This window comes from Spartinivicinus poritis (assembly GCF_028858535.1).
Classification (GTDB): domain Bacteria; phylum Pseudomonadota; class Gammaproteobacteria; order Pseudomonadales; family Zooshikellaceae; genus Spartinivicinus; species Spartinivicinus poritis.
The window spans coordinates 200,008-221,861 of record NZ_JAPMOU010000002.1 but is presented as its reverse complement, the minus strand read 5'-3'; the positions used below and the strand labels follow the sequence as shown (position 1 = coordinate 221,861).

Sequence of the window (21,854 nt, the reverse complement as noted above, 5' to 3'; positions counted from 1 at the left end):
TTTAAGGGGCAGCAGCCCCCACTTGTTCCCTAGGTAGTTGTTAAAACTATATCATTAGTCCCATCGAAATTAATTTCTGTTAGAATATCAAATGCAGGGCATGTATAGGGTAATACCAATAAAGCAGTATCTTTTTGAAACTCGTATTCATTTGCTTTGAATTTTACCTTTACTTTTGTTGCTCCTTGTTGAAGTTGATAAGAAACTTCATCAAATCTTTCCAAACAATTATTGTCTATACAATCTTTTGTTTGCCCTGAAATAAAAATCTCATCTTTTTGGGTTAATTTTGTAACTATATCAATTTCTTCATAGCTCCAGTTAATTTGATTTGTTGAGTTGCCAATTTTTATTTTATAAAGCTTGTCAGATGATTTTTGCTTAATTTGAGCTTCAAAAATTGGCCACACAATATCTGGATTAAGTCTAATACGTACTTTTTCAGGTAGAGCCATTCCACACCCAGGCCACTTTTCTACATTTTCAATATAAAGCCCATCTTTAAACTGGTACTGTTTTAGTTTATCTAATTTAGATTCTAAATCCTTATCTTTTACTAGAATTACCCGATCTACTGGCATAGTTTCTTGGTATTTATACTTATCTAGTATATTTGGTTTCTGGTTATATATATCAAAAATAGCAATCCCTGTTGTTAAAAAATACCTTGTATATTCGGTTGATTTTATCTGCCAAACTTTATTTTTTGCGTCATTTGGATCATCAATTAAGCTGTCTTCTGAGAAAAAGTTTGCTAATCTGCGAGACTCATTCAGCTTTACCATTAATGAAAACCATTGTCGAGAGATTTTAGAAATATCTATAAAGCCATTGTATGAGAATGTTTTTTTATGTGTAAAAAAATCACTGGATAGCACCTCTTTCATCTTTAAATCTCCTTAAAACTAAACTGTTTGCTTGAATAAAGTGGGCATTGTTATTTAGGTGTTTCTCATCATTCGTCTCTTTAAGCAATAGAATGATTTCTTTTAGTCGTAGATATAAACCTCTTCTATCGCTTGTTACCTCAGAGTATTTTAAATATTCATAAACTGCCATAAACTCTTGCCATATACTATGGCGCTGCTGTGCTTCACTAATAGCTTTTTGAAAACAGTCCTCACTTTTTTTATTAAGGTAGCCTGCTTGACAATAATAAGCAATTGCAAGGTGGCGATAAAGAATAGATAAAATGCAAATATCGCCAAAACCTTGTGATCTTTTTAATGAACTTTCAAGTATATTAACTGCTTCATTAAACATTCTATGCTCTATATAAGTTCTTGCCAATAATGGATCGTACCAATGTAAAAAGCCAACTTGACCGGATTCAATACAATCTTTAACTGTCTTTGCTGCCCGCTCATATTGATTTTGAGTCCAATCATAGTTCATATAAAAGTGATCAAGAATCCAGTTGTTTTGAAATTTTTTACCGTAACTTTTTATACCTTCTTCACACCACTGTCTCATACCTTCTCGATCATACATAATAAAATAATAAATAGTGCCCCAGGTGTAACCAGTGGCGATCGTTGATATATTATTGGTTTTAATCGCCTGTGCCAAACAGTTGTCTCGATACTGTAGGGCTTTTGTTATATTACCAGTAAGAGCCTCAATGGCCATGATATTTCCAGAAGAAAAGTGATAGGGATCAAATCCATATTCAATATTTAAGTTGATGTCTTTTTCATGATCATAGTTTTCTATTACCCATGCTAGAGTTTCTTTAGCTAATGAAAAGTCGCAATCAAAAAAATAAGCCTGGCCTAAAGTCGTCCTAACAATCAGCTCTTGTATTCTGTCTTTTTTTTGACGAGCTTTCTTCAGAAGCTCTTCACCTAGTTTTCTGGCTATTTTTCTATTACCTTGATAGTGATGATATATCAGCAGTACCCACTCTGCTTTATATTTTAGCTGACTTAATTCCTTATTAGACAAATTACTTTTATTTGAATCTTTGATATGATTAATTAGCTGAATATTCTCTTCAGCAAGCTGTTTGATACCTTTTGCCCCCCAACCTTGAATCTTTGTTCTAACAGGTAAAAGTGCTGAGTTTAATTGGAGTTGCAACTCATTTGTTATTCTTTTTTCTACAGATTGATTAGAATTAATTAAGGCAATCCATTGATTGACTTGTTTACTACGTTGTTCAGCTTCTTGATCTAAAGATCTTTGTGACAAGTTACTGACATCTTTAATGCCATATTGACTTGCAAGAATGAAATCATTGGCTTTATGATAGTGATCAGCAACTACACCAGGGTTGTTTTTGATAAAACCCTCGAAATGACTAACCAGTGTATCTGCTACATACTTATGAAAACCTTCAAGCTTGTCAGAGGGGATGCTTTCATAAGCTGCATCCCTAACCAAAGCATGCTTAAAGATATAAGTATCATCACCAATTTTGCGTTGTAAATATACCAGGTCTGCTTCTATTAACTCATTCAGGTCTATTTGAACTTGCTCTTCACTGCGGCTAGAAGCTGATACTAACAACTTATAATTAAACTCACGGCCAATGGTCGCAGCTAATTGAGCGGTTTCCTTGCCATAAACTAAACTATCCAGTTTTTGTTGGAGAGACTCCCTTAAGCTGGAAGGGACTTCATTGATTTTATCAGGACTACTAAAGTCAATAATGCCATTTAAATACTGGACTAATTGCTTTTGCTTAAGCATATTGACCATTTCTTCGATAAATAAGGGGATCCCATCAGTTCGAGTGGCAACAATATCCAACACTTGATCAGAAACATTTTGATGTTCAAAGCGGCTAATAATAAACTCGGCAGTATTATTATAATCTAGCTTTGATAACTCAACGATAGTAAAGGGATGTGCTGATAGGTGCTGGGGTATTATTTCACGTGAGGTGCTGACAAAAATTGCCTGATTTTTAGCAAACGCTTCACTAGCTAGCCAATAAGCAATAAACTCTAAGGTAGTTGGGTCTGCCCAGTGAATATCTTCGAAAATATACAAGTTATGTTGGTTGGAAGTTAAATTACTTTGCTGATTAAGTAGGCAGCTTAACGTGATAAATAAGATTTGTTTCTGGGAATCTGGTGAAAAAGCAACATCCGATAAATAATCTGGTAATGGTAAGCCTAACCAAGAACAAAGTATTGGAATAGATTGTTTTTCGTCTAATTGACCAGACTTATTAACTTGACTTTTTAGTACTTGAATTGCTTTTTCAGGTGATATTGAATCCAAAGCATACTGATATTTTAATAGGTTAAGTACTGGATATAGTGCATTATTTTTATGCTCTGGTAAACATTGGGCAATATAGTGGTTAAAGCTTGTAGCTTTCCTTCGAAATTCAAAGATAAGTCGGGATTTGCCAATTCCTGCTTCACCCCACACATGTGCAAATTGGGTATGATTCTGATCAGTGGAGTTTTTTATTTGATTGTTATTTAACAACTTAATAAGTTGATTTAGCTCATGCTGACGGGCAATAAAGCTTTGATTGGAGTGATTGGCTCGTAAAAAGCCAAAGGCTTCAACGGCACGCTCAGCCTTTAAGCTGTATAAAAGCAACTTACGTTGCTGATAACTAGTCACCTTAGCACTGGTTGGTTCAAATTCAATGTAACGTTCTAATTGATTTTTAGTGAACTCAGAGCAAAGTACTTGCATTGGCATAGCAAGGCGGGCTAGCTCCATGGCGAGATTGGGGGTTTCACCTTCTGGTGTAGCATCTGAATAGATAGTGACAGCACCCGTATGAATACCTATTTTAGGGTGTATTTCAACCCCTTGGGTTTTCTTTAACAAGGCATTGGTTTTGGTTAAGTTACTGAAAATTTCTAAGGCCGTACGGGCAGATAATCGGCAATCATTTTCACTGACTTTAGGATAACCAAAATAAAACAGTAGGGTGTCACCAAGTGTACCCACATGATAAGCACCAAAGCGTATGGCAGTATCAATACATTGTGCTTTCTGATCACGGTGCAGCGTATCCAGGATTTCAATATTCGGTGTTACTTCAACAACAGCTTTAATGTGTAAAGTCAGACATAAAACCGTCAGCTGTTTAACTTCCGTCAGGCTTGTGTAAAAGAACTGGGTATCATCTACTAATGTTTTGTCGTATGAAGCAGTGACAGCTTGGGTAGTTGTTGGCGGAGTAGATAAGCTGTTCTGTTCACTTAAGTCGCCTACAATGGTTGCTAAGTTAATTTGGCTAAATTCATGATACAGTTCAGCGGCATTGGCAGCCCGTTCATTCACTTTTTTATTCAACACCCGCCTCAGCAAAACCGTAACAGGATGGCCTGCAATGGCTGGTGGTATTGGAATATTGGAATGACTTAATTGCTTGTGAAAAATAGACGCCAGGTTTGAGCCTGATACTGCTGGTTTACCTGTTAAGCACTCTAAAAAAACTAATCCCCATACATAAATATCCGTTTGTGGGGTAGGGGGCTCGCCGCGTAATTGTTCTGGTGCACTGTAGGATGGGGTGCCCAGGGTTTCCTGGGTTAAGGTAATGGTTTTATAATCGAGTTGCCGTGCTTCATTCACCAAAGAGCCAATACCAAAATCTAAAATTTTAACATGGGTGGTTGCTCCAACCTGACTGAGCATAATATTGGCTGGTTTGATATCTCGGTGAATAACGCCTTGTTTGTGAGCGTGTGCTAGCGAATCCAACACCTGTGCCATAATTTGTCCTGTTTCCGCAGGCAATAATGGGCCTGATTGGGCTAAGCGCTCTTTGAGGGATAGACCTTCCACATATTCAAATACAGCATACAACAGATTGTTCTTTTCACGCCCTTTATCTAAAAGCCGGACAATATGAGGGTGATGTAAACGGCTGCATAAGAGGGTTTCACGCTCAAATCGTTCGATATAGCGTCTTTTTTTGTCAGCATCAAATGCTGGATTGAGAGTTAAAAACTTGATGGCAACCAGTTGCCCAGTGTTGGTCTGCTTGGCTTTGTATACCTGGCCAAAACCTCCTTCACCTATTTTTTCAATTAAGCTGTATTTATCTGAATGTAAGAGGACATCTTTATTTATTAGCAGTAGTTCGGGCGATTCCATTGCCTGCTTTTCCTAACAGTTTTCCCTAAGGATAGCTATACAACAGGTGACGTTATGGAATGTAAGGTTAGATCATAATTGTATAGTTGTATGCATAATAACCTGGATTGAACGACTAACCGACAACGGTGAGATTGTCAGTGGATGCCATCGTACCACCTTGGATATCAATATCTTCATAGCCAAAGCGAATTTCTCGTCTTCTTCGTTCTATCACTTGAGGAAAAGAGGTTGGTTTCGATGATATAGCACTGAGGAGTTGCTTTCGAAAGCGGTAAATTTGGATATTGATATGGTTTTCACTGAGTTTAAGCATATCACTAAGCAGCTCTTTATCGATCCAGCCTTGTTCTTTGGTTTGTAGTCCCGCTGCTTTATCTTCCTGTCGTTTGCGAGCCAACAAGAGTAATAAATAATGGTGGGTTCTTTGCCCTAGGTCGATTTCCTCGTGTGCAAGCTGAATTTTCAAGAAAACATGCTCTTCATTTTGACTGACATTAAAGTAAAATCTTGGTGAAGTCGGCTGATTTTCTACGACCATTTGGGTTTGAACACAAAGTGCTGCCTCAATAAACTGCCAGACTTTATCGACTACCCCTACACGGTCACCTGATTTAAGCAGTGTCGTACCTGATTGGCTTTCACATACCCAAGCGCCTTGAGCAGTCATATAAATGACAACATCAGGGTTTTGTTCTGAGGGCAGGGCGACTATATCTTCTAAAATAACATCTAAAAGGCCTGGACTTATTGCTTTTAGCATACTTTGTGGAGATACAGTATCCAGTAGTTGCCATTGATGTGTCGTATTTTTACCAAAAACGATTTGATCGCTAGTTTTTAAACAGACTTTCCCGCCAGGCTGCATTTGAGTATTGTTAATAATTGTGCCATTTGAACTGGAGTCCTGTAGCCACCAAAACTCACCATCCCATGTAATCACCGCATGAATGCGTGAGGCATCAGGATTAGGCAAAACGGTATGAGTTGAAGTGGGATGGCGTCCAAAAATATGTTGGGATTGAAGGTTAACGATCTTTCCTGAATGTTGATCTAATATCCTTGCCATGACTCGCTCCAGCTAAACTTGATGTATGAAATACTAGTACTGCTAGTGTTGTGTTGATAGCTATACAGTCAGTCTCTGTTATTCATGGTTTTGATTGTGAAAAACAATTAGGCCATTGATTGTTCATATACTGGTAGCTTGCTAGTACAGGGAGCACTATTGGCATATCGGTAGCTGTTGGCCTTGTTAGCTAACGTAGCAGGTGCTACTTTTTCTGTGTGTCCACAGGTTTGGCAACCAATCACTGCGTAAATTTTCTTCTTAATCACTGACTGACATTTTGGACAAACAGCTTCTAGATATTGATCGATCAGCTCAGTATTCATGGCCCTGTCCTTAGGTGTTGATAGTACTACTTGTCAGCTTAACCTTCTTCGCTTGGTTTGTTACTACACCTTATTACAACATTATTCTCAATGTTCCAATTATTTAACGAGAGTTGTTAAAAAGTAATGTCAATATTAATCGGATTTTTTCTTTTGAATATCAAAACATTGTCTTTATGACAATCCTGCTGTGTATTATAGGAGTCATTGATAATGTTTCTAAAAATACTTTCTACTAGGTCTCTAGGGATTCTTTTTTGATCACTTTGTTGATATAAACGCTTGAATAATTCAGTTTCACGGTTGGCAGTAAAGATTGGCATATCAACTTTCTTTTTTATTTTACCAATCTGATAAGTGATTTTTCTTCTTTGTTCAATAACGTATAGCAGAATAGAGTCTAACTCATCTACTAGGTCCCGTAGTTCTGCTATTTTCCATCTATTATATTCCATAATAATCACCTTATACTGTTAACCATAGGTGTTTTTTAACTTCTTTTTACCTAAACATGAATATTGGTAAATAAAAAACGTAGTTGAGATGATCAATATAAGCCTTGATTTTGGTTTGTTAACTTGCCTTTTTATTATAATTTTTGTTTGCTACATGCTCAATTACACTAAATTACGCCTTACTTTTTTACTGTATAAAAAGGCAACGTTATTAAGGGTATGCCAATATTTTAGTTGCTGGTTGGGGAGGGCTCTTGCTGTTGTTCTAACCATTACAGAATGACAGCTATATCTTATACTTTGGTATATCAATATGGTTAAAGCTATGAGTAGGGTAAGGTGGATGTCAAGTTAATAAGCTACAAACAGATTATAAGATCAGTACAAGGTTTGTTTCTTGCGTTAGCACCACCCGCTGGTTGGCTATTGATTCGATGGCTGCAAGGGCAAAATGTATGGTTTGAGGTTTACCAGAACCTTGGTTTGTACCTTTATATGTTAATTGGCTCAATGGTCGTATTTGGTTGTATTGGCTGGTATATTGGATATAACGAAACGGTTGTTGGGCAACTATCTGTAAAAGACTCGACCACAGGACTGTTTAATATACGTTACTTTCGTAGCCGCTTAGTTGAAGAGGTTTCAACGGCAAAACGTCATGAAATCTCATTTGCCTTAATTATGTTGGATGTTGATAGTTTTAAACTCATAAACCAACAGTATGGCCATACGATAGGTGATGAGTTTCTAGTAGCTATTGCTGAAACAGTTACCAAGACATTACGAAGTAATGAAGTGATTGCCAGGGTAGGAGGGGAAGAGTTTGCAATAATATTACCTTATTGCTCTATAGAAGGAGCAAAAGAAATCGCCGAGCGGCTACGGCAAGCGGTTAGCTTGATAAAGCTACCTGTAGATGAGCATACTTTTATTAGTAGAACCATATCACAGGGTGTTGCAGTATATAATAAGCTGGAGACCAGCGATTTGCTTTATCTGCGAGCTGAAAGGGCATTATTAGCGGCTAAACAACAAGGACAGGGTAAAATCGTATTAGATGAACAAGGTGAACAAGATAATATGAGTAATATATAAGTTATGTCAGTAGCCTGATTATCCTCAAAAAATGGTAGTAGATCATACTAACAACCCACTACCAGCATATCAGAGATAAGTCATTTTCTATTGGTTTTTTTACGATTGAGAGTAAGTCCTGCAAGACCTAATGCAAGCGATAAAATAGAAATGGGCGCTGGTATAGGTGTGGGCTCCTCATCGATGAAAAACTCATCCATCCCAAACCCTACTGCACTGGCCTCATAGGTAATAGAAAATGCAGAAATATTGTCAAACTCTGTACCCAGGTAGATTTCTGCATTAGGTCCATTAAAGCCCCAATCATCTGAAGGAAGCAACATAGAAAAAGAAATATTGACCCCATCTGCAAGCGCATTTAAGTAAACTTTCTCATTACCACTGGCAGGCCCTCCACCATTGCTGGTATTAGTGGTAATTTTAAAATAGTTTAAATCAAAAGCACTTCCATCAAGCATATTGACAACAATGGATTCCATATCACCATAAGGTCCTGCACTCCAATGCCCATGAATGACATCATTTTCAACACCATAATAGTTGCCTATATTGTAGCTAGAGGCTGTTCCTGAAGGACCAATAAAGTCAAACTTAACACCATCCTCTACATAATAATCAACTTCTTGATAGTTGGTTGATTTATCTGTGACAGCCGCTCCCCCATTAAAAAGATGCACAGTGCCACCTGTAAAATCAATAAGAGATGCATGAGAAAGGCTAGTGATACTACAAAACGCTACACAAGCAGACGCTTTAATTAGATTCATTCAATATCTTCCCTGATTTGATGTTATTTTCACGAGAAGATACGCAAGGTTTATACCTTAACTATAAAAAAATAATATAAATTAATAAGCTAAAGATCTTGTTTTATTTTGTATTTGCTATTTGTAAAATAGTTAGACATTGCTTATATATAGGATTTTTTATCTCATCTGACTGTAATGATAAATAGAGTCAGATAGGTTACATCTGATGCTATTTTATTAGCAGTTTATCAACTATATGACGACTTTTTGATGTTTTTACCGGTTTTAAGTGAATTAAATTTTTCAGGGAGGTCTCGTGCTTTTAGTTTTTATTTGGAGTGTTTAATTATTATTCAGGCTGCATTGCTAAAAAAATTGACAGATTATATCATTCATCAATGACGTATACCCAATGCGAAGGTTTTTTAGGTGAGGCCATCAAGTGACGAAGCCTCACGAGTCTATTGAAATAGGTGATTGAGGTGACAGTTAAATGCTCCTCGGCCATTGCTCCTGCATTGCCCTAATATGACATCCATGTCATAATGCATTCACTGCGTTCACACCATCCTTGGTGATTAGGAACGATGATATACCCAATACGAATGGTTTTTAGGTGCGGCCATCAAATGACGAGACCCCATGAGCCTATAAATAATAGGTGATTGGGGCGAGGAATGAAGATAACAAAACCTAGAAATCATTCGTGAAGGGTATAACAAAAACTAAAAATGATTCGCGACGGGTATACTTTAAGATGGAAAATATTTATGAATACTCTGTAAAGTGGCACTTCAAACAGCAGCCACTTTATATCAACGTTATTGTAATATTTTTATATAGTCAAAACGAATGAACTTTAGCTGCTTTTAGCCCAAACAAGATAGCCTTTTAAATTGACGTTAACTTTTGAGAAGTACTCTACAGCACTTTGGTACATATCAGCTTTCACAATACTGACAACAATTTCAGGTTTTGCCTCGGCGTATTGGCTCCACTGTACACCTTGACTAATAGCATAATCATTCTCTGTTTCATTACCTGTGGTATACAGCTGTGGGGAAAGTATATCAATATTATTACTATTAAAAAAACGCTGCATCAGTGTAGATGCATCTGAAATGCCATAGGGTGCGGAGTGACTGACAGTGACTAGCACTGAGAGGTTTTTCTTTTTAGCTGCTTGAAACGACTGCTCAAATGATGTTGCCAACCCTGAATCGCCAACTTCAATATCGTAAACAATACCATCATACTGGCTGAAGTCTGAATGATTGATTGCGCTGGTTACTTCACTCAGTGATGAACTTGTCCAGCTACCATTATCATTTCCCCCGCCTAAACTGATGTATTTTTTGCCAGCAAGATCACTATAAACATTGTTGCTGTCACTAAGCGCTTGCTGTGGATCAACCCAACCACTGAATGCTATACCCAAATTAGCATCAGCAGTAGCTGAGGTAGGTGACCAGGTCCAGTCATAATAACCAATCGTTGATGCCTTTGTTGTGGTGCTGGTTGATTGTTGTGTACTTGAAATCGTAGAAGCATCTGTGTTTGTCGCAGGAATATTAATGACTTGACCGACTCGAAGATCGGTAGCTGTAACTCCTGGATTGGCTTGTTCAAGATCTTTGACTGTTATGTTGGCTGTTTCAGCCAGCCTTTGCGCAATATTGTAATAAGTGTCACCACTTAAAATGGTATAGTGCAAAACGATTTTGTCACTTGTTGTTGCTGGTATGCTAATGACTTGCCCTGGTGTTAAATACTTAGGTGAAATGCCAGGGTTCGCTTGCTCTATTTTTTGCCAGGATACACCTGCACACTCATTGAAACTTTTTGCTAAGCGGTTGTAAGTGTTATTGGGTAAAATGGTATATTTCAATGCAATATTCATTTTCCATCTCCTTTGGATATTCAATCCAGCTCATGATTTTGCAACAACTGATTAATATGCTGCTTGGGTTGGCTAAAATATAACCCATTAAAGATAGATGATATGCAGGACCTTGTCTCAGCTAATCATTGTTTATTTCTAAAGCGGGGTATTTATTAGAGGTGCCCTATAATATTGATAATAAAATACAACAACGATAGTGATCTTGATTAGCATACGTATCATTGGAGCAGGTAATCCATTGCATGGTGATGATGCGATTGGTTACCATGCAGTCACAATGCTGAAACAGTTTCGTTGGCCAGACAGTGTCGAGTTAGTTGATGGCAACACTGGTGGCTTAACACTCATACCGAAATTTCGTCATTGCAAAAAAGTTATCTTAATTGACTGTTTTAACAGTCCAAGTCAGGTTGGACAAGATACTTATTTTTCTAGTGTTGAACTAAAGGCTGATCAAGGGGCTGATTTTTTACAAGAAGCCCAAAGTATTGAACATGGCGGGGGGATTAAAGAGTTATTGTCGTTAGTACCTTTATTAATTCATCCATTACCTGTCATTGATATAGTGGCTATAGGTGGTGCTAATTTTACTCCTTTTAGTGGCAAATTAAGTGAGCAAGTTGAGCAAACGTTATCTGATGTCTGTTATCGGTTACATCAAAAAATAATAAAAGAGTTATCGCAGGGGTGAGCTGGAAAATTCAAAAGCGTGCTTCATTACGGTTGGGTATTCTTTTATTGGTTAGCGGCTGTGTTCAGGGCATTGGGTTTCGTCCTTTTGTATACCAATTAGCCCAGAATATGGGGCTATCAGGCAGTGTTAAAAACACCTGCTGTGGTGTTGAAATCAAACTTTTTACCACCATTGAAATCGCTGAGCACTTTTGTCACCGGTTGAAAACAGAATGTCCTGCGTTAGCGTATATCGATCAAATTCAGTGGCAATCTTGTACTTTCCAAGAAAAAACTGGCCGTTTTCAAATACTGGTCAGTGATAACGATGAAAAAGCAATCAATAGAGTGACAAGCGCACAATGGCAAATAAGACAGGCTATTGCTATTCCTGCTGATTTAGCGCTTTGTCAAGCTTGCTTAGCCGAATTAACTGATTCTAACAACCGGCGTGGCGGTTATCCTTTTATCAACTGTACCCAGTGTGGCCCGCGCTTTTCAATTATTATGGCGATGCCTTACGGCAGAAGCCGTACCACTATGACCAACTTTCTTTTGTGTCAGCAATGCCAAGCAGAATATAAAAACCCAACTAACCGGCGTTTTCATGCAGAACCCATTGCTTGTGCGAAATGTGGCCCTAGTATTTGGCTAAAAGATAATAAAAATAATGTAATAACTGGCCAAACAAAGGCGTTAATCAACCAGTGTTGTAAGTGGTTAGCCGCAGGAAAAATACTGGCAGTCAAGGGAATCGGGGGCTTTCAACTAACCTGTGATGCCACCAATAGCAACGCTATTAATCGGTTAAGACAACGTAAACACCGGCCAGTTAAACCCCTGGCAATTATGATGCGCGACCTTAATCAAGCTACACAGTTCTTTAACCTGACTTTAGTGGAACAGCAGCATTTATCCGGCTCTTCTGCACCTATTGTATTATTAGCAAAAAAACAGTTAGTTTCTAAACAACCACTATTAGCTGATGAGTTAGCACCTGATCAAGCGTTTATTGGGGTAATGTTAGCTTATTCTCCTTTACACTGGCTGTTATTAAAGCAGTTTGGTCAGCCTTTAGTCATGACATCCGGTAATGTAAGCGGGGCGCCTATTTGCACTGATAATGATCAGGCTGAGAACGTATTATCCAATTTAGTTGATGGCTGGTTATTGCATAATCGGGCTATTGTGCATCGTTGCGATGACTCCGTGGTGAAGATCATTGTAGGTAAGCCTCGGTTAATCCGCCGGGCCAGGGGTTATGTGCCTAACATGATTAAACTACCCAGCACTTTGGGTACTCATAATGATGTAGTGTTAGCGTTAGGTGCTGATTTAAAAAATACTTTTTGCCTGACCACAGCAGGCAAAGCAGTACTGTCTACCCATAATGGCGACTTATCTCATCCTGATTGTTTTCACGCATTACATGCAGATATTGCCAATTTGCAAACATTGCTAGGGGTAAAACCCAAGGCAGTTGCTGTTGACTTACATCCAGATTATTTTTCCAGCCGGTTAGGCATACAAATAGCCAAAACAACACAACTGCCGTTGATTAAAATACAACACCATCATGGGCATTTAGCAGCATGTCTGGCTGAAAATAAAGTGATACCAAAGCAACCCATATTAGGCATTATTTTAGATGGGCTTGGCTATGGTGATGATGGCTCATTTTGGGGTGGGGAGCTGTTATTAGGGGATTATCATCAATATCAGCGAGTCGCCCACTTAAAACCTTTTCCATTATTAGGCGGCGATAAAGCTAACAGCCAGCCCTGGCGCAACTTGATTGCGCTGTTGGCCCAAGCAGGCTGTTGGCGAACGTTATCTAAAAGCGATTCAGCACTTTATGTATTAAAACAACTGAATACCGCTGAAACTCAATTGTTATTACAAATGACAGATATATTCCCCCAAACCAGTTCTGTGGGCCGGTTACTGGATGCAGTCGCTGCATTATTAGCAATCGCCCCTGGGCAATTGAGTTATGAGGGAGAGGCGGCTATGAAGCTGGAAGCCATGGCCTTGTCACATCATTCCCGTATTAATGATTACTACCCGTTTACTGTCTATCGTAATCAGGAATACTGGTTACTGGATACCACCACTATCTGGCCAAAAATGATGACAGAATTAAGCCAGGGTATCAGTAAGCCTGAGTTAGCGGCTAAGTTTCAGCTAAGCTTGGTGAAAGGGCTAAAGGCACTGGTGATCAAGCTATTAGAACAGGATCAGTTAAGATTTACAGAAGTGGCGCTAAGTGGCGGAGTATTCCAAAACCAACTGATCCTGAGTGAGCTAATAGCAGAGCTTAGCGCTTTAGGACTAATGGTTTATTCCCATAGCCAGGTACCCAGTAATGATGGTGGTATTGCTTTAGGACAAGCGGCTATCGCGTTAGCAAAAATTAGGGAAAAACCCTATAAAAGCGACTTCAATAAATAAAGGACTATTTAATGATTTTGAAGGTTAATCAGCAGAGGTACTCTGTATGAACTTACTACAAATCAACACAATTATTGTGCCTGTTGATTTCTCTGAAGAGTGCACAGATGCCGTTAAGTCAGCGTTAGAACTGGCAGAGTCTCCACAGAAAGTGACAGTAGTACATGTAAAATACCCTGTAAACTATGTTACGGCTGGTACAGCTTTTGTGCAAATGGATGAAGAAAGACACCAAAAAGAAGTAGAAGCTTATTTGCAACAATATATTCAAAAGCATAACTGGCAGGGAATTAACAGCGTTGTCTTATCGGGAGACCCTGGTAGTGAAATTGCTGAATATGCAAGAAACGTCAATGCCAGTTTAGTTGTTATCTCTTCTCATGGTTACCATGGTTTTAAAAGATTTATGCTAGGCTCAGTGGCTGAACGGGTTATTAGATTTACTACTTGCCCTACTTTAGTATTGAAACGATAACAATGAAATTACAATTTTTAGGAGGCACAGGAACAGTAACAGGCTCAAAGTATCTAATTACTTATCAAGATAAAAAGATACTTGTTGATTGTGGGCTTTATCAGGGGGTTAAAAATGTCAGATTACGTAACTGGCAGCAGTTCCCTGTTAATCCTGCTGCTATAACAGCCATTATATTAACCCATGCCCACTTAGACCATAGTGGCTATATTCCCGCCTTAATTAAGCATGGCTTTAGTGGCCCAATATATTGTACTAAAGCAACACTTGCGTTGTGTAATATTTTGCTACCAGATTCAGGCTTTCTCCAAGAAGAAGATGCTCGTTACGCCAATAAATTTAAGTTTTCAAAACATCATCCTGCTTTACCTTTATATACAGAAGCAGAGGCTAGAGATTCTCTCAAGTCATTCGTTACAAAACACTACCATACAACTTTCGAGTTAGTAACAGGCTTGCAGGTTAGTTTTAATCCCGTTGGACACATTTTGGGTTCTTCGGCACTGTTAATCAAAACAAAAAATTGCAAAATTCTATTTAGTGGGGATGTTGGCAGAAGTAATGATATTATTATGCAAGCACCAGAGCCAATCAAAGAACAGCCGGATTATGTAGTAGTAGAATCCACTTATGGTGATCGCCGCCATGAAAATTCTGATCCTTATCAGTTGTTAGAGGCTGTGATTAATAAAACGATCAAACGTGGTGGTATTGTTCTTATACCAGCTTTTGCTGTAGGGCGTACTCAAACAGTGTTGTATATTATTCAACAGCTAAAAGCCAAAAAAGCGATTCCAGATATTCCTGTTTATTTAAACAGCCCAATGGCAATCAGTGCTACCGAAGTATTCTGCCAGCATTATAAAGAGCATAAATTATCCAAAGAAGAGTGCCACCTTATTGATAAAGGTACTCATTTTATTCGTACCGCAGAAGAGTCTATTGCCTTAAATGAAAAGAAGTTTCCTGCCATCATTATTTCCGCAAGTGGGATGGCAAGCGGTGGCAGAGTATTACACCACTTAAAAACGTTAGTTTCTCATCATAAAAACAGTGTTGTATTTGTTGGTTTTCAAGCACCAGGCACCCGAGGTGATGCTATGACCCACGGGGCAACCCAGATTAAAATTCATGGGCAATACTACCCGATAAAAGCTTCTGTTTATCATCTCGATAGTTTATCAGCCCATGGAGACTATTACGAAATTCTTCATTGGTTAAATCAGCTTACCCAACCGCCCAAAATGACCTTTGTCACCCATGGTGAGCCGGTTGCAGCAGATGCTATGCGATTACATATTCAAGATGACCTTGGGTGGCCTGTTCGAGTACCTGATTATTTAGAATGTGTCAGCTTAAAATAAAGAAGGGGCTTTCAGGCATGTACCTGAAGCTTGCTGCTGTGACTAAAAAATTCCCAATCAAAATCAAAGTGCAAGGAGTGCAGTTTGATTATTCCCAATTTCCTGAGTGATCTATTTTACTCACCATGTGTTTAGGCATACCGGCAAAAATTGTTGCTATTACGGACTTGGCAAACAGCTTGGCTCTGGCAGAAACAGCTGGAGTGCAGCGACAGGTGAGTGTGGCGATGTTGACTTTACAGGGAAAAACGATTGAGTCGTTAGTGGGAGAGTGGGTATTACTTCATGTCGGTTTTGCCATGGCATTAATTGACCAGGAAGAAGCAGATCGAGCTTTGGGTTTATTGGCGCAAATGGACCCAGATAGCCAATGATGATGCTGACGAGTGCCTTCCGTGACAGTAGCCAGGTAACCAAACTGATTACGCTGATTCAGACTGTCGCGGACCCACTGGCTGATAAATGGGGGCGCCCATTACAGATTATGGAGGTTTGCGGTGGGCATACCCATGCTATTTTTAAATTTGGCTTAGATCAGTTAATTCCCAAATCTGTTGAATTTATCCATGGCCCCGGCTGCCCTGTTTGTGTTTTACCCATTGAAGCCATTGATCAAGCAGTGATTATTGCTGAACAACCAGAAGTGATTTTTACTAGTTTTGGCGACCCATTGCGGGTACCGGGTTCGAAAAAAAGTTTGTTGCAGGCCAAAGCGCAAGGTGCGGATATACGAGTGTTGTATTCTCCGTTAGATGCCATTGCCTTAGCGAAAAATAATCCAGAAAAACAGGTGGTTTTTTTCGCCATTGGCTTTGACACCACTATGCCTGGCATCGCTTTTTCTTTGCTTACAGCCGCTCAGCAAGGCATTAATAATTTACGTTTTTTGTGTCATCACATCCGGCTGATGCCAACCCTAATAGCATTATTAGCAGGGGAAAAAGTGCAGTTAGATGGCTTCGTTGGGCCTGGCCATGTCAGCATGGTTATTGGGGCCAATGCCTACCAGCCTATTACGGAACGTTACCGAAAGCCACTGGTGATTGCCGGATTTGAGCCAGTAGATTTTCTCCAGGCGCTCTATCAACTCATTTTGCAATTAGCGCAGGATCGTTGCGAAATCGAAAATGCTTATGCACGAGTGGTCACCGCTGAGGGAAATTTATCAGCGCAACGGGCTATTTCAACTGTGTTTGATGATGGTGTAGATAGTCAGTGGCGAGGACTAGAAATGGTCCTCGGTTCTGGCGTCAAAATTAAAGAGTGTTATCAGGCGTTTGACGCTAGGCAGCTGCTGAACAGCACAGTCTTGCCTCAATCTTCTGCTGAAATAAAAGACCCTGATTACTGTAATGCAGTGTTAATGGGAAAGCTTAAGCCTGACCAGTGCCCCTTATTTCGCAAACAATGTACACCAGAGAATCCTCGGGGAGCACTGATGGTGTCGGGAGAGGGAGCATGTGCAGCCTATTATTACTACAAAGGTACATAACAAAACTATTGCGCTTGCAAATACTGCGTTAAAAATCGACTCAAAGTGCTCATTTATTCAAATATAAACTCCGCCTTTTACTCGGAGCAAACTCCTCGCCCTACGGGCCAGCTTTCAGCTGTTCTTTTCGCTTTGCTTCAAGTCGTCGATTTTTGCCTTGTCTTTGCTTCGCTCATAACGTTTTGTAAGCACCTCAAGTATCAGAGGAATACTGAGTTTTGTGTCTGATATGGGATAGCAGGCTGTTGGAGAATAAATATGGAGCAACAGGGTATTTTTCCACCGCTCTACAAGGCCATCCATGGCCTTTAGAGCTTTAGCTGTTCCCGACAGCTGCTCCAAAACACCCTATCACTCCATATTTCTCAGCATTTGCAGTAGCCTATCCCATCCAGGAGGGTTCTCGCAAAAGCTAGCAGATATGGGGTAACAGAGTATTCTATCGCTGCGACATGGATGTCGCTTTAACTCTTGATGGGCCAAGGATGGCCCTTCAAGAGTGGCAGAAGAATAGTCTGTTATTCCATATTGGACACTAGACTTATTTTCACCCCCTTTCGAGACAGTCTTCAAAGGGAGAAGGAGCTAAATTGGGTGTCTGATAAGGAGAACTTGGATTTTGGTTAAAGCAGAGTCCCCCATTATTACTCTGGCTCACGGTGCGGGTGGCAGAGCTATGCAGCAGTTGATTGATGAGATTTTCCTCAGTGTCTTTGATGACATTCCCTTGCAAGGCCTGCCTAAAGAAGATCAAGCGCAACTGCCGTTAGCTGACTTCACAACCCATGGGGATCGACTGGCGTTTACCACCGATAGCTTTGTGGTGACACCATTGATTTTCCCCGGCGGTGACATTGGCAAACTAGCGGTCTGTGGCACTGTTAATGACCTCGCTGTTGGGGGCGCTAAGCCTTTGTATCTCAGTGCTGGGTTTATTATTGAAGAAGGGGTTGAGTTCAAACTGCTGGAATCCATTGCCAGCTCTATGGCCAAAACCGCTCAACAAGCTGGGGTGAGGATAGTCACTGGGGATACCAAGGTGGTACAACGAGGGATGGCTGATCAGCTGTTTATTAATACCTCTGGGGTGGGGGTTATACCCAGTGAAATTCAGGTAAAGGTTAGTGCAGCACAACCGGGGGACAAAATCCTGGTCAATGGCTTTATAGGCGACCATGGTGCCGCGGTGATGTTAGCCAGAGAAAACCTGGGGCTGTACAGTGACCTTCGCAGCGATTGCGCCCTGTTATCTTTATTGATTCAGCCCCTATTAGCCCAATGTCCACAAATTCGCTGTATCCGTGATGCCACCCGTGGTGGCTTGGGCGTGGTACTGAATGAAATTGCCAAAGCCTCCCAAGTGACCATTGAGCTGTCTGAGCCTGAACTACCCATTCGCCCCCAAACCCAAGCTATCTGTGAAATCCTTGGTTTAGAGCCTTTGTTTCTTGCCAATGAGGGGATGGCTGCCTTTATAGTGCCAGCTCAGCAGGCGGAGCAAGCCCTCCAGCTCATGCAGTCCCATTCCCTAGGACAACAAGCCAAAGTGGTTGGCCAAGTTACCGAGGCATCTCAAGGGATGGTTTATTTATCGACAGCCTATGGCGGAAAACGAATGTTGGAAACACCCCATGGCGTGCAGCTACCACGAATTTGTTAATCATTCGAGAAGCATAAGGAACTATGCACGAACTCTCCATTATCCAAGCACTACTCCAGCAAGTCAGACCCTATACCGATAAAAACATCCGCAGAATCTGTATTGAGGTAGGTGGGCTTAGTTGCGTGGACCCTGATCGGTTGCAGTTCTGTTTTGAGATGGTGAAAGAAGAAGCCGCTTTGTCCAAGGCTGAATTGGTCATCGACAACCCTTGTGGTCAGGCCAGGTGTAATAATTGCCAGAAATTGTTTGAACTAGTCAGGCTGGGCTTACCGTGCCCCTGTGGTAGTTATAACTATACTTTGATCTCAGGACAGCAATTAACTCTCACTGAAATCGAGTTCACCTAATGTGTAATCACTGTGGATGCTCAAGCGAAAAAGCCCTGTTAACAGAGCCGGGCATGGATAGCCAACACCATCACCTGCATTTTGATGCTCATAGCCTTCAATTACAGCAATCCTTGTTGGCAGGAAACGAAGCAATTGCTGAGCAAAACCGGCAGTGGTTAGCTAACCAAAATATCACCTGTATTAATCTGATGGGGACACCAGGCGCTGGCAAAACTCAATTACTAGAAGCCACCTTAGCTGACTTGGCTGAGGGATTACCTGAAGTTGCGGTGTTGGAAGGGGATCAGCAAACCCTCAATGATGCCAGACGTATCCAAGCGATGGGAGGCAAGGCTCTGCAAATTAACACGGGTACTGGCTGCCACCTAGATGCGGAAATGATCAAAGTGGGGTTAGCAGCCCTGTCACCAGTAGCAGGCAGTCTGGTGTTTATTGAGAATGTCGGTAACTTGGTCTGTCCAGCGTTGTTTGACCTGGGTGAGCAGCGCCGAGTAGCGATGATGGCTGTCACTGATGGTGATGATAAGCCGGAAAAATACCCTCATCTGTTTAGCAGTTGTGAGTTGGTCATTATCAATAAAGCGGATTTACTGCCTTACCTGGAGTTTGACCTGACCAAAGTCAAACAAGCAATTAGCCAGTTAAATCCCCAGGCAGAAATCTTTTTACTATCAGCGAAAACTGGAGAGGGATTCGTTGACTGGCAACACTGGTTAACCACCAGTAAACCGATTATCAAAACCTTATCGCTGCATACCCACCAGCCCCATGGATAAAGGCTTTTTATCAAGGCAGCAATTTCCAGCACTGTATCAGGTACTTAGCAAAGCGGGCTATGAAGTAATTGGGCCAACGGTAAAGGACGGTGCCATTGTGTTTGTGCCATTAGCGGGTTTTGAGCAGCTTCCAACGGGCTGGCAGGAGCAAGTATCGCCAGGGCACTATCAACTGGAACAGACCGCTGGCCAGCGTTGTTTTTACTGGAACACAGGCCCTCAAGCACTCAAACCCTGGCTGTTTAAGCCAGAGCAGCACCTATGGCAAGCAGAACAAACAGCAGCTGGTTTATGCTTTCGCCAAACGCCCGAGCAAGCTCAGCCAAGGGCATTTATTGGCCTACGAGGTTGTGATCTGGCAGCGCTGAACATTCATGATCAGCATTTTCTCAACGGGGTATTACCTGACCCATATTATCAAGCACAGCGACAGCAACTATTCATCGTTGCTGTCAATTGCGCCCGCAGTGCCGATACCTGTTTTTGTGTCTCCACCAGTGATGGCCCTGCTGCTACCGTTGGTTTTGATATTTTGCTGGATGAGCTGGAAACTGGCTTTTTGGTGGCGAGTGGCAGTGATCAAGGCGAGGTCATCATTCAGCAGTTACCGCTGGCCAAAGCCCAAACAAAGCAGCTATCCGAGGCAAAACAACAGCTTCAAGCGGCCACCTACCAGCAACGAGTCATGCCAGACGAACAGCAATTACTGAAACTGGTGGACAGGCTGGATCACCCTCAATGGCAGGATGTGGCTGAACGCTGCCTGGCTTGTGGCAATTGCACATTGGTCTGTCCCACTTGTTTTTGCTCCAAGCAGGAGTCACACAGTGATGTTAAAGGGCAGCAGGCTGAGCAAGTGCGGCTATGGGACTCCTGTTTCAGTGAGCAGCATAGTTATATTGTAGGGAAAGTTTTTCGCCCAGAAATCAGCCAGCGTTACCGCCAGTGGTTAACCCACAAGCTGGCTACCTGGCAACAGCAGTTTGAACGCAGTGGCTGCGTGGGGTGTGGTCGCTGTATTAGCTGGTGCCCAGTGGGAATTGATCTGATTGAGGAAGCTCAGGCTTTGTTACAGGGCGAGGCTGATGATGACTGATCTACTCTCTAAGTTACAAACACCGACTAAATTACAAACACCAATAGTGGCAACGCTGGCAGAAAAACAGCAGGAGTCACCGGGTATTTACACCTTGCACCTGGCACTGGAGACGAACTCATCGTTTGATTTTGCCTTTGGCCAGTTCAATATGCTGTATTTGTTTGGGTTAGGGGAAGTGCCTATCTCCATTATGGGCTGGCAGCACGATTTATTGCTGCACACTATCCGAGCTGTTGGTCGGGTTACTCAGCCACTGGTGGCTTTGGATATTGGTGCCCAACTAGGCTTGCGGGGACCATTTGGTCAAGGCTGGCCATTACGCCAGCTGGAAGGCCTGGATTTGGTGTTCATTACCGCTGGACTAGGTTGTGCGCCAGTGGTTGCAGCAATTCATTATGCGGTAGAAAACCGCAGCAAGTATGGCCGGATCGTGATACTGCAAGGGGTGAAGCACCATAACGATTTGTTGTGGCAGCCCCAGTATGAACGCTGGCGTGACTTAGGTGATTGCCAGGTATTACTGGCAGCCAGTGAAGAGAAAAAACGCAAATATCACTGGCGGCTGGGCATGGTGACTGAATTATTGGCATTGGCTCAGTTTGACTCTAGTCATTGTGCAGTGCTGATGTGCGGCCCGGAGATTATGATGCTAGCGGCCTTGAAGCAATTAGCTAAACATCAAGTCTCCGATAAATCTGTCTATTTAAGCCTAGAGCGGAATTTTCAGTGTGGTCATGGTTCCTGTGGCCACTGTCAGTTAGGGCCTTATTTTGTCTGCAAAGATGGCCCCGTGTTTCACTATCCGCAAATTAAGTCTTGGTTTGGCCTGGCAGGAGTTTAGG

General features: G+C 41.2%; 20 protein-coding genes. 12 read left to right on the top strand and 8 right to left on the bottom strand.

From position 1 onward, the window contains the following. Positions 1-29: 29 nt before the first annotated feature. The 5 genes from ORQ98_RS02505 to ORQ98_RS02485 form a co-directional block, all read right to left on the bottom strand. A complete protein-coding gene (locus tag ORQ98_RS02505) occupies positions 30-887 on the bottom strand; it encodes a hypothetical protein (protein WP_274687202.1) in 858 nt (285 codons plus the stop codon). Beyond that, positions 865-5,073 (bottom strand): TOMM system kinase/cyclase fusion protein, encoded by a 4,209-nt coding sequence (locus tag ORQ98_RS02500; RefSeq protein ID WP_274687201.1) that lies wholly within the window; start codon positions 5,071-5,073, stop codon positions 865-867. Before ORQ98_RS02500 ends, ORQ98_RS02505 begins: the two co-directional genes overlap by 23 nt. 115 nt (positions 5,074-5,188) lie before the next feature. Continuing rightward, positions 5,189-6,142 (bottom strand): FHA domain-containing protein, encoded by a 954-nt coding sequence (locus ORQ98_RS02495; RefSeq protein WP_274687200.1) that lies wholly within the window; start codon positions 6,140-6,142, stop codon positions 5,189-5,191. Positions 6,143-6,249: 107 nt separating this feature from the next. Further along, entirely contained in the window at positions 6,250-6,468 is a 219-nt protein-coding gene (locus ORQ98_RS02490; RefSeq protein ID WP_274687199.1) for a hypothetical protein, read from the bottom strand. 116 nt (positions 6,469-6,584) lie between these two features. Continuing rightward, positions 6,585-6,923: a chorismate mutase gene (locus tag ORQ98_RS02485; protein WP_274687198.1), complete on the bottom strand. Its 339-nt coding sequence runs from the start codon at positions 6,921-6,923 to the stop codon at positions 6,585-6,587. A gap of 339 nt (positions 6,924-7,262) precedes the next feature. Here ORQ98_RS02485 and ORQ98_RS02480 point away from each other — a divergent pair, with 339 nt between their 5' ends. Further along, complete coding sequence (locus ORQ98_RS02480; protein WP_274687197.1) at positions 7,263-8,018, top strand: GGDEF domain-containing protein; 756 nt, start codon at positions 7,263-7,265, stop codon at positions 8,016-8,018. 80 nt (positions 8,019-8,098) lie between these two features. Here ORQ98_RS02480 and ORQ98_RS02475 read toward each other — a convergent pair whose 3' ends face one another. Together ORQ98_RS02475 and ORQ98_RS02470 are read right to left on the bottom strand one after the other, a co-directional pair. After that, a complete protein-coding gene (locus tag ORQ98_RS02475; protein ID WP_274687196.1) occupies positions 8,099-8,785 on the bottom strand; it encodes a hypothetical protein in 687 nt (228 codons plus the stop codon). Positions 8,786-9,626: 841 nt separating this feature from the next. Continuing rightward, complete coding sequence (locus ORQ98_RS02470; RefSeq protein WP_274687195.1) at positions 9,627-10,667, bottom strand: LysM peptidoglycan-binding domain-containing protein; 1,041 nt, start codon at positions 10,665-10,667, stop codon at positions 9,627-9,629. Between the two features lie 205 nt (positions 10,668-10,872). Here ORQ98_RS02470 and ORQ98_RS02465 point away from each other — a divergent pair, with 205 nt between their 5' ends. The 6 genes from ORQ98_RS02465 to hypD all read left to right on the top strand — a co-directional run bounded on the left by ORQ98_RS02465 (position 10,873) and on the right by hypD (position 17,124). Next, the gene (locus tag ORQ98_RS02465) at positions 10,873-11,361 is read left to right on the top strand and encodes a hydrogenase maturation protease (RefSeq protein WP_274687194.1); all 489 of its coding nucleotides are present in this window, start codon (positions 10,873-10,875) and stop codon (positions 11,359-11,361) included. Then, positions 11,358-13,793 carry a carbamoyltransferase HypF gene (gene hypF, locus ORQ98_RS02460; RefSeq protein ID WP_274687193.1) on the top strand — a complete coding sequence of 812 codons (2,436 nt, stop codon included), beginning with the start codon at positions 11,358-11,360 and terminating at the stop codon, positions 13,791-13,793. Before ORQ98_RS02465 ends, hypF begins: the two co-directional genes overlap by 4 nt. Before the next feature lie 46 nt (positions 13,794-13,839). Continuing rightward, positions 13,840-14,268: a universal stress protein gene (locus ORQ98_RS02455; protein WP_274687192.1), complete on the top strand. Its 429-nt coding sequence runs from the start codon at positions 13,840-13,842 to the stop codon at positions 14,266-14,268. A 2-nt stretch (positions 14,269-14,270) separates the two neighbouring features. Continuing rightward, complete coding sequence (locus tag ORQ98_RS02450; RefSeq protein WP_274687191.1) at positions 14,271-15,632, top strand: MBL fold metallo-hydrolase RNA specificity domain-containing protein; 1,362 nt, start codon at positions 14,271-14,273, stop codon at positions 15,630-15,632. 125 nt (positions 15,633-15,757) lie between these two features. Continuing rightward, complete coding sequence (locus ORQ98_RS02445; protein WP_274687190.1) at positions 15,758-16,006, top strand: HypC/HybG/HupF family hydrogenase formation chaperone; 249 nt, start codon at positions 15,758-15,760, stop codon at positions 16,004-16,006. Further along, positions 16,003-17,124, top strand: coding sequence for a hydrogenase formation protein HypD (hypD, locus tag ORQ98_RS02440; RefSeq protein WP_274687189.1), 1,122 nt, complete (start codon positions 16,003-16,005; stop codon positions 17,122-17,124). Before ORQ98_RS02445 ends, hypD begins: the two co-directional genes overlap by 4 nt. Positions 17,125-17,238: 114 nt before the next feature. On the opposite strand, the gene ORQ98_RS02435 is transcribed toward hypD, so the two are convergent. After that, complete coding sequence (locus ORQ98_RS02435; protein ID WP_274687188.1) at positions 17,239-17,466, bottom strand: hypothetical protein; 228 nt, start codon at positions 17,464-17,466, stop codon at positions 17,239-17,241. Positions 17,467-17,743: 277 nt separating this feature from the next. Here ORQ98_RS02435 and hypE point away from each other — a divergent pair, with 277 nt between their 5' ends. From hypE to ORQ98_RS02410, 5 genes are read left to right on the top strand one after another with little or no spacing between them, the layout of a single operon-like run. Continuing rightward, positions 17,744-18,784: a hydrogenase expression/formation protein HypE gene (hypE, locus tag ORQ98_RS02430; protein WP_274687187.1), complete on the top strand. Its 1,041-nt coding sequence runs from the start codon at positions 17,744-17,746 to the stop codon at positions 18,782-18,784. Between the two features lie 23 nt (positions 18,785-18,807). Continuing rightward, the gene (locus ORQ98_RS02425) at positions 18,808-19,134 is read left to right on the top strand and encodes a hydrogenase maturation nickel metallochaperone HypA/HybF (RefSeq protein ID WP_274687186.1); all 327 of its coding nucleotides are present in this window, start codon (positions 18,808-18,810) and stop codon (positions 19,132-19,134) included. Between the two features lie 53 nt (positions 19,135-19,187). Continuing rightward, complete coding sequence (gene hypB, locus ORQ98_RS02420; protein WP_274687185.1) at positions 19,188-19,913, top strand: hydrogenase nickel incorporation protein HypB; 726 nt, start codon at positions 19,188-19,190, stop codon at positions 19,911-19,913. Then, positions 19,906-21,009, top strand: coding sequence for a 4Fe-4S dicluster domain-containing protein (locus ORQ98_RS02415; protein WP_274687184.1), 1,104 nt, complete (start codon positions 19,906-19,908; stop codon positions 21,007-21,009). Before hypB ends, ORQ98_RS02415 begins: the two co-directional genes overlap by 8 nt. Then, entirely contained in the window at positions 20,999-21,853 is an 855-nt protein-coding gene (locus ORQ98_RS02410; protein ID WP_274687183.1) for an FAD/NAD(P)-binding protein, read from the top strand. The genes ORQ98_RS02415 and ORQ98_RS02410 overlap by 11 nt, the downstream gene beginning before the upstream one ends. The last annotated feature ends 1 nt before the right edge of the window (position 21,854 follow it).

Bases quoted from the DNA above. Each gene is read 5' to 3' on its own strand.
- ORQ98_RS02455 (WP_274687192.1), top strand. From the start codon at position 13,840: ATGAACTTACTACAAATCAACACAATTATTGTGCCTGTTGATTTCTCT.
- ORQ98_RS02425 (WP_274687186.1), top strand. From the start codon at position 18,808: ATGCACGAACTCTCCATTATCCAAGCACTACTCCAGCAAGTCAGACCC.
- ORQ98_RS02470 (WP_274687195.1), bottom strand. From the start codon at position 10,667: ATGAATATTGCATTGAAATATACCATTTTACCCAATAACACTTACAAC.
- ORQ98_RS02505 (WP_274687202.1), bottom strand. From the start codon at position 887: ATGAAAGAGGTGCTATCCAGTGATTTTTTTACACATAAAAAAACATTC.
- hypD (WP_274687189.1), top strand. From the start codon at position 16,003: ATGATGATGCTGACGAGTGCCTTCCGTGACAGTAGCCAGGTAACCAAA.
- ORQ98_RS02500 (WP_274687201.1), bottom strand. From the start codon at position 5,073: ATGGAATCGCCCGAACTACTGCTAATAAATAAAGATGTCCTCTTACAT.
- ORQ98_RS02415 (WP_274687184.1), top strand. From the start codon at position 19,906: ATGGATAAAGGCTTTTTATCAAGGCAGCAATTTCCAGCACTGTATCAG.
- ORQ98_RS02485 (WP_274687198.1), bottom strand. From the start codon at position 6,923: ATGGAATATAATAGATGGAAAATAGCAGAACTACGGGACCTAGTAGAT.
- ORQ98_RS02410 (WP_274687183.1), top strand. From the start codon at position 20,999: ATGATGACTGATCTACTCTCTAAGTTACAAACACCGACTAAATTACAA.
- ORQ98_RS02475 (WP_274687196.1), bottom strand. From the start codon at position 8,785: ATGAATCTAATTAAAGCGTCTGCTTGTGTAGCGTTTTGTAGTATCACT.
- ORQ98_RS02495 (WP_274687200.1), bottom strand. From the start codon at position 6,142: ATGGCAAGGATATTAGATCAACATTCAGGAAAGATCGTTAACCTTCAA.
- ORQ98_RS02445 (WP_274687190.1), top strand. From the start codon at position 15,758: ATGTGTTTAGGCATACCGGCAAAAATTGTTGCTATTACGGACTTGGCA.
- ORQ98_RS02450 (WP_274687191.1), top strand. From the start codon at position 14,271: ATGAAATTACAATTTTTAGGAGGCACAGGAACAGTAACAGGCTCAAAG.
- ORQ98_RS02490 (WP_274687199.1), bottom strand. From the start codon at position 6,468: ATGAATACTGAGCTGATCGATCAATATCTAGAAGCTGTTTGTCCAAAA.
- hypB (WP_274687185.1), top strand. From the start codon at position 19,188: ATGGATAGCCAACACCATCACCTGCATTTTGATGCTCATAGCCTTCAA.